Origin of the sequence: Calothrix sp. CCY 0018 (assembly GCF_963920925.1) — a bacterium.
Taxonomy (GTDB): Bacteria; Cyanobacteriota; Cyanobacteriia; order Cyanobacteriales; family Nostocaceae; genus Rivularia.
Genome location: NZ_CAWUDI010000009.1, coordinates 75,526 through 89,515, shown reverse-complemented (window position 1 = coordinate 89,515; position 13,990 = coordinate 75,526). Strand labels below are relative to the sequence as shown.

Annotated in this window: 13 protein-coding genes and 1 pseudogene; 7 read left to right on the top strand and 7 right to left on the bottom strand. The window is 39.7% G+C overall.

The genetic code is table 11. The features are described 5' to 3' along the window. Window positions 1-105: 105 nt before the first annotated feature. The 5 genes and pseudogenes from ACM03V_RS08925 to ACM03V_RS08905 all read right to left on the bottom strand — a co-directional run bounded on the left by ACM03V_RS08925 (window position 106) and on the right by ACM03V_RS08905 (window position 4,393). On the bottom strand, window positions 106-630 hold the full coding sequence (locus ACM03V_RS08925; protein WP_414620410.1) for a cupredoxin domain-containing protein: 525 nt from the start codon (window positions 628-630) through the stop codon (window positions 106-108). Window positions 631-636: 6 nt separating this feature from the next. Further along, entirely contained in the window at window positions 637-2,955 is a 2,319-nt protein-coding gene (locus ACM03V_RS08920) for a heavy metal translocating P-type ATPase (protein WP_414620409.1), read from the bottom strand. A gap of 64 nt (window positions 2,956-3,019) precedes the next feature. Then, entirely contained in the window at window positions 3,020-3,214 is a 195-nt protein-coding gene (locus ACM03V_RS08915; protein WP_414620408.1) for a heavy-metal-associated domain-containing protein, read from the bottom strand. Window positions 3,215-3,463: 249 nt separating this feature from the next. Further along, a pseudogene (locus ACM03V_RS08910) lies at window positions 3,464-3,679 on the bottom strand (flavodoxin domain-containing protein); the annotation flags it as partial. A gap of 165 nt (window positions 3,680-3,844) precedes the next feature. Then, complete coding sequence (locus ACM03V_RS08905) at window positions 3,845-4,393, bottom strand: hypothetical protein (RefSeq protein WP_414620407.1); 549 nt, start codon at window positions 4,391-4,393, stop codon at window positions 3,845-3,847. 95 nt (window positions 4,394-4,488) lie between these two features. On the opposite strand from ACM03V_RS08905, the gene ACM03V_RS08900 reads away from it, so the two are divergent. After that, window positions 4,489-4,653, top strand: coding sequence for a hypothetical protein (locus ACM03V_RS08900; RefSeq protein WP_414620406.1), 165 nt, complete (start codon window positions 4,489-4,491; stop codon window positions 4,651-4,653). Window positions 4,654-4,659: 6 nt separating this feature from the next. Here ACM03V_RS08900 and ACM03V_RS08895 read toward each other — a convergent pair whose 3' ends face one another. Both ACM03V_RS08895 and ACM03V_RS08890 read right to left on the bottom strand, forming a co-directional pair. Beyond that, the gene (locus ACM03V_RS08895) at window positions 4,660-4,938 is read right to left on the bottom strand and encodes a DUF305 domain-containing protein (RefSeq protein WP_414620405.1); all 279 of its coding nucleotides are present in this window, start codon (window positions 4,936-4,938) and stop codon (window positions 4,660-4,662) included. 281 nt (window positions 4,939-5,219) lie between these two features. Beyond that, a complete protein-coding gene (locus ACM03V_RS08890; RefSeq protein WP_414620404.1) occupies window positions 5,220-5,555 on the bottom strand; it encodes a four-helix bundle copper-binding protein in 336 nt (111 codons plus the stop codon). Between the two features lie 622 nt (window positions 5,556-6,177). On the opposite strand from ACM03V_RS08890, the gene ACM03V_RS08885 reads away from it, so the two are divergent. The 6 genes from ACM03V_RS08885 to ACM03V_RS08860 all read left to right on the top strand — a co-directional run bounded on the left by ACM03V_RS08885 (window position 6,178) and on the right by ACM03V_RS08860 (window position 13,905). Continuing rightward, window positions 6,178-8,088 (top strand): efflux RND transporter periplasmic adaptor subunit, encoded by a 1,911-nt coding sequence (locus tag ACM03V_RS08885; RefSeq protein ID WP_414620403.1) that lies wholly within the window; start codon window positions 6,178-6,180, stop codon window positions 8,086-8,088. Between the two features lie 187 nt (window positions 8,089-8,275). Next, window positions 8,276-8,602 carry a DUF433 domain-containing protein gene (locus ACM03V_RS08880; RefSeq protein ID WP_414620402.1) on the top strand — a complete coding sequence of 109 codons (327 nt, stop codon included), beginning with the start codon at window positions 8,276-8,278 and terminating at the stop codon, window positions 8,600-8,602. A gap of 3 nt (window positions 8,603-8,605) precedes the next feature. Next, entirely contained in the window at window positions 8,606-8,947 is a 342-nt protein-coding gene (locus tag ACM03V_RS08875) for a DUF5615 family PIN-like protein (protein ID WP_414620401.1), read from the top strand. A 340-nt stretch (window positions 8,948-9,287) separates the two neighbouring features. Beyond that, the gene (locus ACM03V_RS08870; RefSeq protein WP_414620400.1) at window positions 9,288-9,755 is read left to right on the top strand and encodes a hypothetical protein; all 468 of its coding nucleotides are present in this window, start codon (window positions 9,288-9,290) and stop codon (window positions 9,753-9,755) included. A gap of 28 nt (window positions 9,756-9,783) precedes the next feature. Then, window positions 9,784-10,695, top strand: a complete 912-nt coding sequence (locus ACM03V_RS08865) for a hypothetical protein (protein WP_414620399.1) — start codon at window positions 9,784-9,786, stop codon at window positions 10,693-10,695. A 36-nt stretch (window positions 10,696-10,731) separates the two neighbouring features. Next, window positions 10,732-13,905, top strand: coding sequence for an efflux RND transporter permease subunit (locus ACM03V_RS08860; protein ID WP_414620398.1), 3,174 nt, complete (start codon window positions 10,732-10,734; stop codon window positions 13,903-13,905). Window positions 13,906-13,990 lie beyond the last annotated feature (85 nt).

Here is a 13,990-nt window from a genome sequence, read left to right as displayed (position 1 = left end):
TTTTGGTAAAAATTAATACTTAACGTATAAATATGTGTAAACCAAAATGTTTTACTGAGGAATAAATTTTTCCATTAATATCAATCAATGTTGCTCATTTAATCTTTAACTTGATTGAGCTAAAATCTTTCCTCGATACATATTCATCCCACAAGTAAAAGGATATTCACCCGGTTTTTCGGGAGTAAATTCTACGGTTGTCACTTGATTAAGGGTTAAATCTTGAGCAATATGAAAATCTGGAACTAATACTTTTTCCAAACAGCTACTAGCATCGCGCCTTTCAAAGTTAAGTCTCACTGGTTGCCCTGCTTCCACAACAACTTGATTTGGTTCGTAGCCGCCATCTACAATAATTGTGATTTCTTGTATATCTTGATTTCTATTAGCTTGAACGGCTTTAGATTTACTCAAAAGAAACCACCATAACTCTAATCCAATCAAACCAATACCGCCTAAAGTCACAGCAACTTTTAATCCTAAAGGTTGCTCAATTCGGCGAAACTGCACGTTTTCTTGTTTGGAAGCAGGCATTTCTACAGGTTTTTGAGCCAAAGCTGTTCCAGAAGCAACCGATAGAAAAAATCCCGCCCCAGCAATACCGCTTAAAATCTTTTTTTTATTAAACATAAATAACTATCCCTCGCCCTTCAACCGAAAATTACGCAAACGCAAAGCATTGGTAACAACCGAAACCGAACTAAAAGCCATTGCACCACCAGCAATAATCGGATTCAACAACCAGCCAAATATGGGAAATAAAATTCCCGCAGCGATGGGAATACCCAAAACGTTGTAGAAAAATGCAAAGAATAAATTCTGGCGAATGTTATTGATAGTAGCCTTAGAAAGCTTGATTGCCGTCACAATTGAACGCAAATCGCCAGAAATTAATGTGATATCACTTGCGGCGATCGCCACATCTGTTCCGGTACCAATTGCCATTCCCACATCGGCTTGCGCTAAGGCTGGAGCATCGTTTATACCATCTCCCACCATCCCCACGATTTTAACAACGGATGCTTTTGTTTTGTATTGAGAACTTTTATTTTTACCCTTTTTTCTTATGCCTTCGGCTTGCAAAGACTTGACAACAGAGGCTTTTTGGTCTGGTCTAACTTCTGCAAAAACGCGGTCAATACCAACTTCATCCGCAATTGCTTCTGCTGTGGGACGGTTATCTCCGGTCAACATTATTACTTCTAAGCCCAACTTACGCATGACTTTTACGGCTTCAATAGAAGTAGGTTTCAAAGTATCGGCAATTCCCATTAAACCTTCAACTTCTCTATCCACCGCAATCCAAATTACGGTTTGTCCGAGGGATTCCCAATTGTCTTTTTGCTCTTGGAATAAATTGGTATCAATTCCAACTTCAGACAGCCAGCGTTTAGTACCAATTTGCACAAGTTTATCGGAAACATATCCCTCAACGCCACTTCCAGCAACTGCTTCAAAATCGCGGCTATTTACTAACTCCACACCCTGAGCCTCAGCATATCTAACTACCGCTTCCGCCAAAGGATGTTCGGAATTACGCTCTAAACTAGCTGCCAATCCAATAAGTTTAAATTCATTTTGGTTAGCAGTACCGCGTACCGTGACAAAATTAGTTACAGTCGGTTTTCCTTCCGTTAAAGTCCCAGTTTTATCCAAAACAATCGTCTTGATTTGATGAGCGAGTTCTAAACTTTCCGCACCCTTAATCAAAATACCATTTTCTGCACCCTTACCCGTACCAACCATTACTGATGTCGGAGTTGCTAAACCCAAAGCACAGGGGCAAGCAATAATCAAAACACCCACCGTGGTAATTAAAGCGAGGCTGATATTACCCATGAAATTAAACCAGATGATGAAAGTAAAAATTGCAATAGCTATAACTACCGGGACAAACCATCCCGTCACCTGGTCTGCTAATCTTTGAATAGGAGCTTTACTTCCCTGCGCTTGTCTAACTAACTGCACAATTTGCGATAGTACGGTATCGCTTCCTACCCTTGTTGCCTTAAACTTAAAACTACCAGTTTTATTAATAGTTGCGCCGATAACTTCATCACCGGGTTGCTTTTTCACGGGTACGCTTTCCCCCGTCACCATTGCTTCATCGATGGTAGATGTACCTTCTACAACTTCTCCATCTACAGGTATTTTTTCCCCAGGACGTACTAAAATAATATCATCAAGCTCAACTTCTTGAATCGGAACATCTACTTCTTTTCCGTTACGAATTACTCTTGCATCCCTAGCCTGTAAACCAATTAATTTACGAATTGCTTCGCTAGTTTGTCCTTTGGCACGATTTTCAAAAAATTGTCCTAAAAGAATTAAGGTAATTACAACCGCAGCAGTTTCATAATATACCTCCGGCATCAATCCTTGATTGAGAAAGAAATCGGGAAATATGCTTGCAAACAGCGAATAGAAAAACGCTGCCGAAGTACCCAAAGCAATTAGGGTATCCATTGTAGCACCGTGGCGCTTCAAAGCTTTCCAAGCTCCGGTATAGAATCTATAGCCACACCAAAACTGTACGGGTATAGTTAGTGCTAACTGCAACCACTGATTGTGCAACCATGCCGGAATAAAGGGCAATTCTAACCCCGTCATCATTGGTAATGAACCAATAATTAGTACAGCACTAATCACACCTCCGAAAATCAGCTTACGAATTAAGTCGCGGGATTCGGCTTTTCTGGCGGCTTTATCTTCATCGTCTTCCCCCGTAATCATTTCTTGCTCTTGTAGGGGAGTTGCACTGTATCCAGACGCATCAACTGCATCTTGAATACTTTTAATGTCAGTTTTCTGAGGATTATACTTAACAGTAGCTTGTTCGGCACCAAAGTTAACATTACATTCGCTAACTCCGGGAATCGAATTGATTGTTTCTTCGATGCTGTTTGCACAGGAGGCACAACTCATACCTCGCAGTTTAAGGGTGGTGGTATCCATAATCGGAATTTAATTAGTAAAACGAGAAAACCCGCTTTTTGTATTTGTTTAACTCAAATCAAAATTAAGCAGCAGGATAGCCCGCTTCAGCTATAATTTCTTTAATTTTGTTTTCTGATTGTTGAGATTGAACATTAACTATTTTTGTTTTTGTGTCAGCGTCTACAGTGGCATCAGCATCAACTGATTTGATCGCTTTAGTTACAGTATTTATACAAGCTGAACAAGCGATATTTGGAACTTTTAGTTGAATAGTCATAGTCTTAAGAATCAAGAACAGTAATTTACTTTGTTGATGATATGGTAAACCCTCTAGTAGGCTAGAGAGTCAAGGGATATAAAAAAATATTTTTTGCAGATTGAAGGAGTATTGCATAGTCTTTCATCAAAGCCCTACAAGTAATCAGGTACGAGCTAAAGTAAGCTTTAAATGCGTAAAGTAGATATTAAATCGGTATTCATACAATAAAAGTATTTTAATTCAATAATTTATTTCTTGAGAAATAAGATCGAAAAACTCTTCCCAGTCGTTTTGCAATTCACCGATATTCCAAGTCGGACAGCCGATAATAATATTTTCGTATTCATCAAAATCGCTTGGTTCAATTTGGTAAATTTCTTGCAATTCCACGACTGATTCACCTCCAAACTCTTTCTGAATTATTTTAGCTTCTGTTTGAGTATTTCCTGTTTGAGTACCAAAAAACAAACCTATCTTAGACATGATTAGCTCCTTATTTTGATTGCTTAACTAACAGTATTTGAGATTTTTTAGCTATTTCAAAAATCTCTTTTTTTAGTAAAAATAGTATGTACCGAAAGGATAAAACTAAAAAATTTTTTCTACATCATCAAGAAAATATTGGTTTGATATTTTTGATTTCAAAACTCAATGAGAATGTCCAGATTCTTCAGATTCTTCTCCCCCTTTTTCTGTTTGAGAACCTTGATTATTATTAAGTTCTACATCATCTGGCATCAAAAATGGTAAATCTCCTCGCACTTCTGTATGTCTAATAATTCCTCCTTGCAATCCAGCCCAAGAAACTAAACCTGTAGAAATTATTACAAATATGACGAATGTAGCTGTAAGCCAATTAGGAGTTTTTCTCGGACTTTTAGAGATTAATAAACCCATTAAAGCAAAAGCTCCGGTAATTTCTAAAGCAATAAAAGCCCACTCGGCAATGTTTCGGTGTTTGTGAACAAAAGCTTCCGAAACGTTAGGAAGGTCAAGAACAATACCTGCGGCTTGTTTGCCAGCAAAATATGTAGGTATTGTTAGTAAAGCAATGATTATAAAAAGCCAGTAAGTAGCAAGATTTAATTCTTTACTGTCTTTTACCATTGCATAAACTAATAATGATAGACCAAATATTGCACCTACAATCGGAAAATGATTCAGAAGTAAATGTGTGTGTGCCCAATTAAAAGTCATAAGCTAAAGTATCTCCTCTGTTAATAAAAAAAGTTAGGGGCTTGGAAAAGTTTGTCTTTTACATTTAGATGTTTCTACTTGTTAAAGCCTAAGTGATGATGCGTAGAAAAACCTTGTTAAACTTAGCGCATGGTGAAAAATTCTTCACCTATCGTAGGATGAATACCGATATTTGTGCCAGTGGTGGAAGATATGAATTAAATACTACTCACCACGAAAAATATTTAGATATGAAAATCTTTCAATGTTCGCTACTATGACTCAGACTATTTCATAAGTGATTTCATGATTCTTATCTCTTCCTTCTGTGTCTGGACAATAGTCGTGCATAGCTCCTGAATACGTTCATCTGTAATCGATGCTTGCTGACATACCAAAATAGCAGCAGCGTGATGTGGAATCATTGAACGCAAAAATTGTTGATTTATTACTGCTGCTTGAGTTCGCACAAGCGTCCAGAACAATAATATCGATGCGGTTCCTACAGCAAGAAGCGCAATGTTTAACTTTTTGTTTTTGTACATTGAACCCATTGCGAACAGCATGATGAGCAGCATCGTTGATACCATTAGTCCAGACATATAGACTTGGTTAAGGCTAAGGAACAAATTGTCAAGCTCGTTAACCCGCGAAAGCATCAGACCTAACATTACGATGTAAGAAATTATCAGTGAAATTAGCAGGCTAATGTAGGGCTTCATGCTAGATTTGGATTCCATTTTAGATTTTTCCTTATTGGTTTAAATCAGTTATCAGTTAGCAGTGAGCAACAATCACCTATTTATTTCACTGGTAACTGTTAATTGGTAACTCGTAACTGAAAAGCTTATGCTGCTACGGCAGCAATTTTTTTGTATTCTTCTACACTGTCTCGACAGGCTTTTGCACATTTCTTACAATGTTCTGCATCGTGCTTTTCACATTCAATTGCACAGGCTTCACAAATCTCTGAGCAAGCACGCGCTAAGTGAGGAATGTAGCGCGAACCTCGCACCATATATGTTGCAGCAGTACGACAAATTTCTGCACAATCTAAGCAGCTACGAGCGCACTGCACCATTTCTGACATACCCATACAAGCTTCAGCACAATGTTCGCATTCCACGACACAACGCATTGCAACATCAAAGCTAGACTGATATTTTTCGTGAACTAAAAGCATAAATTTATTTCCTATTAAATTTGGTTCGGGTTTAATAGACATCTCCGGTTAGGAAAAAAACCTCTCTCCAAACCTCTCTCCGGAGCAGGAGAGAGGCTTTAAAACCCCACTTCCCTGCTCCGGGAAGGGGGGCAGGGGGGTTAGGTAAATCTGTAAATTTAAAACTATAAATGTTTTCCGGAGATGTCTAATACGATTGCGACGATCAAATTACGTTTCGGAGACGAATCTGTAAGATTAAAAACTTAAACGGAGATTTATTTGGATAATTACTCGTTAGGTTAGTAGACATCTCCGGTTAGGAAAAAGACCTCTCTCCAAACCTCTCTCCGGAGCAGGAGAGAGGCTTTAAACCCCACTTCCCTGGCAGGGAAGGGGGGTAGGGGGGTTAGGTTTTCAACTGTAGTGAATGTTTTCCGGAGATGTCTAGTAGATCAACTGCACCAATAATTTGAGAAATTTTGTCAGTGCTGAAAATATTCTCAATTTCATCCTAATTTCATATTGCGATGTCACACTAGTAATCAGGTGCCGAAAAGTACACTAAATACCAAGCCTATTTTGTTTAATAATTTTTATAAATATAATTTCTTTTTCTAGCTAATATTTATGATTGATTACTATGCCTAAATCTTATCGCTGCCAACAATCTACAGCAATTCGTTATATTTCTAGCACAATCTTGAGCCTATCTTTGCTTGCATCTCCCGCAGCAGTACTGGCACATGCCGGACATGGGGACGAATTTCAAAGCGGGGGTGAAGCCCAAACTACTTCAATTCAAGTTGACGCTGATACTGCTAATAGATTAGGTATTAAAGTTGAACCTGCGAAAAAACAACGGTTGGATGTAGGTATAAAAACTACAGGGCAAAGTGAAACTTTACCCGACCAAAAAGTTGAGGTGACTGCACCGCTAACGAGCAAAGTTGTTGAACTATTAGTTAAACCCGGCACTAAAGTTAAAAAGGGTGAAACTGTAGCTGTGATAGCTTCGCCTGAGTTAGTAGAGTTGCGCGTAAATTCTCAAGAAAAACAAGCGGATGCACAAGGTGAATTGCAGAAAGCACAAGCCGATTTGAAATTAGCCCAAGAAAATCTAGTAAGGCAGCAAAAAATATCTGACGCTGAAATAGCACAGACGCGCAGCCAATTAGCAGCAGCAACTGCACAATATAACCGCGATTTGGCATTAGTAAACCAGCGTGGAGTTCTCAAAGTTGCTCAAGAAAACCTCAAACGTCAGCAGCAAATAGCTTCGGCAGATATAGCACAAACTACCATAGAAGTAGCAGTGGCTCAAGAACAATATGACCGAGATCGGGAATTAGTCGAAAAAGGTGCATTACCGAGACGACAAATGCTAGAATCTCAAGCTAGGTTGTCCAAAGCAAAAGCAGAACTTGCTAGAGCAAAAAGCAGTCCAGAAGTAGTTCAAGCCGAATCTGAAGTCAAAAAGGCTGAAGTTGACTTGCCCCTGCGAGAATTACGTTCTGCTCAATCGCTTGTAGCCGAAGCACAAACTCAACTCAAAAAAGCTATTGCCCGCCGAGATGTTTTAGAAGCACAAGCGCAACTCAAACGCGCCCAGTCCGATGTCAAAGTGGCAAATTCACGGCTCAACCTGAGTAATACTACTTACAATACCAGATTGCAACAGTTAGGAACTACTGCTAATGCTAAAGGGCTAATAACGATAACAGCACCCATTGATGGCATTGTTGTAGACCGTGAAGTTAACATCGGTCAATCTCTCCAAGATGCTGGTGGCAAGCTGATGACGATTATTAATGATAATCAAGTTTTTGCAACAGCGAATATCTATGAAAAAGATTTAGACAAAGTAAAAATTAATCAAAAGACAATAGTAAAAGTTGCTTCGCTCCCTGACATTACTTTTGCAGGAAAGATTACCCGCATTGGTTCAGTTGTGCAGGAAGAAACGCAAGTTGTACCCGTCCAAGCGGAAATAAATAATCCAAACGGACAACTCAAACCTGGAATGTTTGCTGAGTTGGAAGTACTTACAGACAAAACCGAGGCAGAAATTTTGGCAATTCCCAACTCTGCGGTTGTAGATGTTAATGGGAAGAAAACAGTTTATGTGCAAAATGGAAATGCTTTCCAGCCTACAGAAGTCAGTTTAGGACAAACAACGGGGAATATGGTCGAAGTTAAGGCTGGTTTATTTGAGGATGATATGATTGTCACGCAGCGTGCGCCGCAGCTTTATGCTCAGTCTTTGCGCGGTGGAAGTACTAAGAAAGCAGATATTCCTCACACCGAAGTAATGCAGAGTAGCAGTAACAGTTTGCCTATACCCTTGTTGTTAATAACAGCAGCAGGAGGCTCGTTAATAACTATTTTAGGTGTTTTAGGTGTGAATTTTTTACGAAATCGTCGTCAGGGTTCGGGCTTAGTTGCAGTTAATGCTGCTTCGGACGATGCAAGCTTTGAAACTGAAGCGGAGATTTATTTGGATAACCACGAGCAAGTTGTTCCTGTCTGCGATCGACAAGAGAATAAAATTTAACCATAAAATATTGATCGCTAGCTAAGTCTGGGACAAGCCGTAGGAATTTGTCAAATTGACTAAGTAAATCGGCATAAATAAACAGAAATTAACGCTTCGGGCGGCAGCCACTCAGAAGTGAGTATCGCACCCCTCTATAATGGGAATATAAAAAGTAGCTTGGCAAAATAGTGAGGGATTTAAATTTGTGACACTCCAAGAATTAGAGCAACAACTTCTTGCCCTGAGTCCCGACGAAAAAGTACAAGTCATACAGTTACTTGCTCAAAGTTTGGGTAGCAATTGGCAAGGAATTGAGAAAACACCCAGAGTCTGTGGTGGAGAAGCACGGATTGCAAAAAGTCGTATTCCAGTTTGGGTACTGCTGGAAGCTCGCCATCTCGGATATAGTGATGCTGACCTTTTAATCAGCTATCCAAGCATTACTGCTAAAGATTTAGCAAATGCTTGGGTGTATGCAAAAGCTCATCCCGATGAAATTCAATTGGCAATCGAGCGTAATCAGGTAGCCTAGCAGATGGCACGTTTTTACGCAGATGAGCAGTTTCCGTTTCCGGTTGTGGAGCATTTACGTAATTTGGGGCATGATGTTTTAACAGTTCGAGAAGCAGGAAAGGCTAACCAAGGCATACCTGACGATGAAGTGTTAGCGTTTGCCGTCAGCCAAGAAAGGGCAATCTTAACTATCAATAGAGATGATTTTATCTGTTTGCATCGTCGTGATAATAAGCATTTCGGCATTATTGTTTGTACCAACAATCGGAATTGGGAGCAGTTTGCAGCACGGATCGATGAGGCTGTAACAGCAGAAGAATCATTACAAGGTAAGCTAATTCGTGTGGTACGTCCGGTTATTTGAAGGGTAGTAAGAGGGCGATCGCAATATTCTAAACCACCAATAAATTCACGCTTCGGGCGGCAGAGCCACTTAGAAATGAGTATCGCATCCAATCAACCCAATAAATCGCACCCCAAACCCCATAACGAAAAAAACCTAACTGTCATTGCGACGTAAGGAAGCAATACCAATATCTCTCATCACCAACAAGTCAATGCGATGGGATTGTAAAATCGACTACTAGCTCACAAAAGAAAATAAATTTCATCTTGATTTCATCTTTGTGGTGGAGATTAGATATAGTGACCAATCGAGAATATTGAAATTTTATCTAACTTAATTAACAGTGAGGAGTAAATCAATGCGATCGCTCAAATTAGGCTTTGTCGTTTTAGCTAGTACAAGTTTATTATTTATAGGTGCTTGTAGCAACCAAGCTTCTGATATCAGCAATACAAATGGTGGTACTACTGAAACCGCAAGCAAAGTTGAAACTGCTGCAAGTAACGCAAGTGAAAGCAAAGGTGGACAAGTTGTAGAAACTGGAAAATACCACTTAGAGTTAGTACCTGAGAAAGAAGCTAATGGAACACATTTAGATTTATTCCTCCAAACAGGTGACAACCACGAAACAATACCAAATGCCAATGTTACGGCTGATATTCAGTCACCTGACGGAACACAAAAAACAGTTCCTTTTACCTATGATGCCAGCGGGAAGCATTATGCTGCTGAGTTAGAGAATCCTACACCAGGTCAATACCAAGTAAGAGTTATAGCAGATGTTGGTGGTGAAAAAGTAAACGGTCGATTTAATTTTAATCAGTAAGTAATAAAATTAGCAAACTGGAGAAAAAATGAAGCGTATTCTAACTGCACTTGCGATTACTTCAATTGCAATTACTGCTGGTTGTACAAGCAAAATTTCGAGTAGTCAGACACCAGATAGTAATGGCATTACGGTTGCTGCGGATAATCCTCATCAAGGTCATAACATGGGTGCTACAACTCCTGACACCAAGGAAAATCCTCATGGAAATCATGGTGGTCATTCTGAATCTAAATTGGAACCCGCAAATGCCACAACTAAACTAATTGTTCCGCCTAAAATTAATATTAATACACCTGTAGCTCTAGCGATTGATATTAAAGATCAACAAGGTAATTCTATTACCAATTTTGATCAATTCCAAGAAAAACTAATGCATTTGATTGTTGTTAGTGACGATTTTGAGACTTTTAATCACATTCATCCTACATACAAAGGCAACGGACGGTTTGAAGTTCAAACTGATTTTTCCAAGCCAGGTGGTTATACACTGTTTAGCGATTATAAAGTAGCTGGAAAAGCAGAACAAGTTTCAACTTTAAAAGTCCAAGTTCCAGGTACAAATCTGAGTACGCCAAAAATCGATTTAGCGACAAATAAAACTTTTGGTAATACTAAAGCTAATCTCAAATTATCTCAACCGACTATCAAAGCTGGACAAGAAGTACATTTAATTTTTAATTTATTAGATGCTACAAGTAATCAACCACCGCAAGATTTACAAAATTACTTGGGTGAAAAAGGACATTTAGTTATCCTGAAACAATCAGCACCGCTAACTGAAGCAAACTATATTCACGCTCATGCATTGAAAGATACTCCCCCAGGTGAGATTCATTTTATGACTAAGTTTCCCCAACCAGGAAAATATAAAATGTGGGGTCAATTCAATCGTAACGGCAAAATTGTTACTGCTGATTATTGGGTGGATGTGCAATAACGAGCGATAAAATTTAAGATAATTTAGCAGACAATCATGATCGATAGCATTCTCAAGTGGTCAATTGTACAACGGTGGCTGGTGGTAATTGGAGCAATGATTGTGATGATGTTAGGAGTTTACAACCTAACTCAAATGCCTTTGGATGTTTTTCCGAACTTTGCTCCACCTCAAGTAGAAATTCAAACCGAAGCACCGGGATTAGCACCCGAAGAAGTAGAATCTTTAGTAACTTTACCAATTGAAAGTGCTGTAAATGGAACTCCCGGTGTAGAAACTGTACGTTCTTCCTCTGGAATTGGGATTTCTGTTGTCAGAATTATATTTAATTGGGGAACCGATATTTACCAAGCGCGTCAGTTAGTCACCGAAAGATTGCAGCAAGCCTCGCAAAAACTGCCTGCAAATATCGAATCACCCCAAATTTCGCCGATTAGTTCCCCTATTGGAACAATACTTTCATACGCTTTTACTATCGATTCGGAAGCAGGAACTAAAACTGACATGATGGATGTAAGGCGATTTGTTGACTTAGTTGTCACCAATCGTCTCCTCGCAGTTCCGGGTGTTTCTCAATTAATTTCTTATGGGGGAGATATCCGCCAATATCAAGTTTTAGTTGACCCTGCAAAGCTAAAAGCTTTTAATGTCTCTTTAGAAGATGTCACCACAGCTGCTGCTAAAGCTAATAATAATGCGGCTGGTGGATTTTTAATCGATCCAGACCAAGAATTATTAATTCGGGGTATCGGAAGAGTTACTGCAATTGAGGATTTACAGAAATCAGTTGTTACTGCCCGTGACGGTACTCCTGTACTTTTAAGTAATATTGCCGATGTCCAAATTGGTGCAGCATTAAAGCGGGGTGATGGTAGTTTTAATACTCAGCCTGCGGTGGTGGTAATGGTTAACAAACAGCCCCAAGCTGATACTCCTACTGTCAGTCGGGCTGTTGAAGCCGCGATGGAAGAACTCAAGCCTAGCTTACCTGCCAATGTTAAGTACACGGTTACTTTTCGCCAGGAAAGTTTTATTGATGATGCTATACAAAATGTTACAAGTTCTCTGAGGGATGGCACAATAATTGTTTCAATTATTTTGCTGATGTTCTTGATGAACTGGCGTACAGCCGTGATTACTCTGAGTGCCATTCCTTTGTCGGTATTAATTGGGATGATGATTCTCAATTTCTTTGGTCAAGGTATTAATACTATGACCTTGGGGGGATTAGTAGTAGCCATCGGTTCGGTAGTGGATGATTCTATTGTTGATATGGAAAATGCCTACCGGGGATTGCGGGAAAACCAGCAAGCAGAAAATCCCGTTCATCCTTTTCAGGTGGTATATGACACTTCTGTAGAAGTGCGAACCAGCGTCATTTTTTCGACAGTAATTATTGTTGTAGTGTTCGCGCCAATTTTTACTTTAAGTGGAATAGAAGGTCGAATTTTTGCACCAATGGGTTGGGCTTACTTGGTATCAATTTTGTCGTCAACCTTAGTGGCAATGACTTTATCTCCGGCATTGTGTGCCATACTGCTAGCTAACCAGAGACTACCAGATGATGAAACTTGGGTAAGTAGATGGTCGCAAAAATTATACCGTCCGCTGTTGAATTTTTCGATCAAACGTCCCAGCGTAGTGATTTTGACAGCAGTTGCAGTTTTTGTGGCATCAATGGTGATTTTTTCGAGTTTGGGACGAGTGTTTTTACCGGAATTCCAGGAACGTACTTTAGTAAATTCCATGCTACTGTATCCCGGTACATCTTTGGAAGTTACCAACCAAGCCGGAAAAGCAATTGAGTCAGCACTCAAAGATGACCCCCGCATTGCATCAGTACAGATGCGCTCCGGACGCGCTCCGGGTGATGCGGATGCTGCACCTGTCAACTTAACCCACCTCGATATCGAGATTAGCGATGTAGGGATGAAAGATCGGGAAGCAACGGTAGAAAAAGTTAGGGAAGAATTTGCCAAAATACCTGGTTCAGCAGCAGCTATCGGAGGTTTTATTTCTCACCGCATGGATGAAATTTTGTCCGGTGTCAGAAGTGCGATCGCCGTAAAAATATTTGGTTCCGAACTTGAAGAGTTACGTAGTTTGGGGAAAGAAGTGGAAGCTGTAATGCAAGATATTCCTGGTTTGGTAGATTTGCAGCTAGAACCACAAATACCTATAAAGCAGGTGCAAATTGAGTTTGACCGCGATGCTGCGGCGCGTTACGGTATTTCTGTGGGTGATTTATCGGAAATCACCGAAACTGCCTTAAATGGTCGCGTAGTATCCCAAGTATTAGAAAAACAGCAGCTGTTTGATTTGTTGGTGTGGTTAAAACCAGAAGCACGCAACAACTTAGACACCATTCGCAACCTACTTGTCGATACTCCTAACGGACAGAAAATACCTTTAGCAGCAGTCGCAAAAATTGACTACGGAACTGGTCCCAATACCATTAACCGAGAAAATGTTTCTCGCTTAATTGTTGTTTCTGCAAACGTTTCTGGTAGAGACTTGGGTTCTGTGGTAGATGAAATTCGCGCCCAAGTTAAAGCACAAGTACAAGTACCATCTGGCTACTTTATTCAATATGGCGGTCAATTTGAATCGGAACAACGAGCTTCCCAAAATTTATTGATATTTAGCAGTTTATCAATGGTTGTAATTGCTGTTTTAATGTATTTCGCCGTCAAATCAGTACCAGCAACCTTGATCATTATGAGTAACTTACCTTTAGCATTGGTTGGAGGAGTCTTGTCTGTAGCTTTGGGTGGTGGTATCCTTTCAGTAGCATCAATGGTCGGATTTATTACTTTATTCGGCGTAGCTACCCGTAACGGTTTATTGCTTGTAGAAAACTATAACAGCAAATTTGCGATGGGGATGCCTTTACGGGAAGTGATTTCCCAAGGTTCAATCGAAAGACTTGTCGCTATTTTGATGACAGCCCTAACATCTGCGTTAGGTATGGTTCCTTTAGTAATTGGGACTGGTGCGGGTAAGGAAATTTTGCAACCTTTAGCGGTAGTTGTATTAGGTGGTTTATTTACTTCTACAGCTTTAACTCTGTTAGTACTTCCAGCTTTATATAGTAAATTCGGTAAGTATTTGATACCCAAACAAAAATCATCCGCAGTTCAAGTAAAAGTCGCTTCAGAAATTACCGCGAATGATGATTTAAGTATTCTTAATAATGGTAAAGGGAGATAAGCATTTAGAAACTACTACTCAATTTAATTCTTTGCGTTTCTCCGCAAACCACTCTGCGTTCCTTTGCGTTAATAAATTATATTCT

What these genes read in the sequence shown, in the direction of transcription:
- ACM03V_RS08875 (WP_414620401.1), top strand. Translation starts at nt 8,606, where the DNA reads ATGGCACGTTTTTACGCAGATGAGCAGTTTCCGTTTCCGGTTGTGGAG.
- ACM03V_RS08900 (WP_414620406.1), top strand. Translation starts at nt 4,489, where the DNA reads ATGATGCGTAGAAAAACCTTGTTAAACTTAGCGCATGGTGAAAAATTC.
- ACM03V_RS08870 (WP_414620400.1), top strand. Translation starts at nt 9,288, where the DNA reads ATGCGATCGCTCAAATTAGGCTTTGTCGTTTTAGCTAGTACAAGTTTA.
- ACM03V_RS08860 (WP_414620398.1), top strand. Translation starts at nt 10,732, where the DNA reads ATGATCGATAGCATTCTCAAGTGGTCAATTGTACAACGGTGGCTGGTG.
- ACM03V_RS08915 (WP_414620408.1), bottom strand. Translation starts at nt 3,214, where the DNA reads ATGACTATTCAACTAAAAGTTCCAAATATCGCTTGTTCAGCTTGTATA.
- ACM03V_RS08905 (WP_414620407.1), bottom strand. Translation starts at nt 4,393, where the DNA reads ATGACTTTTAATTGGGCACACACACATTTACTTCTGAATCATTTTCCG.
- ACM03V_RS08895 (WP_414620405.1), bottom strand. Translation starts at nt 4,938, where the DNA reads ATGCTGTTCGCAATGGGTTCAATGTACAAAAACAAAAAGTTAAACATT.
- ACM03V_RS08920 (WP_414620409.1), bottom strand. Translation starts at nt 2,955, where the DNA reads ATGGATACCACCACCCTTAAACTGCGAGGTATGAGTTGTGCCTCCTGT.
- ACM03V_RS08925 (WP_414620410.1), bottom strand. Translation starts at nt 630, where the DNA reads ATGTTTAATAAAAAAAAGATTTTAAGCGGTATTGCTGGGGCGGGATTT.
- ACM03V_RS08885 (WP_414620403.1), top strand. Translation starts at nt 6,178, where the DNA reads ATGCCTAAATCTTATCGCTGCCAACAATCTACAGCAATTCGTTATATT.
- ACM03V_RS08865 (WP_414620399.1), top strand. Translation starts at nt 9,784, where the DNA reads ATGAAGCGTATTCTAACTGCACTTGCGATTACTTCAATTGCAATTACT.
- ACM03V_RS08890 (WP_414620404.1), bottom strand. Translation starts at nt 5,555, where the DNA reads ATGCTTTTAGTTCACGAAAAATATCAGTCTAGCTTTGATGTTGCAATG.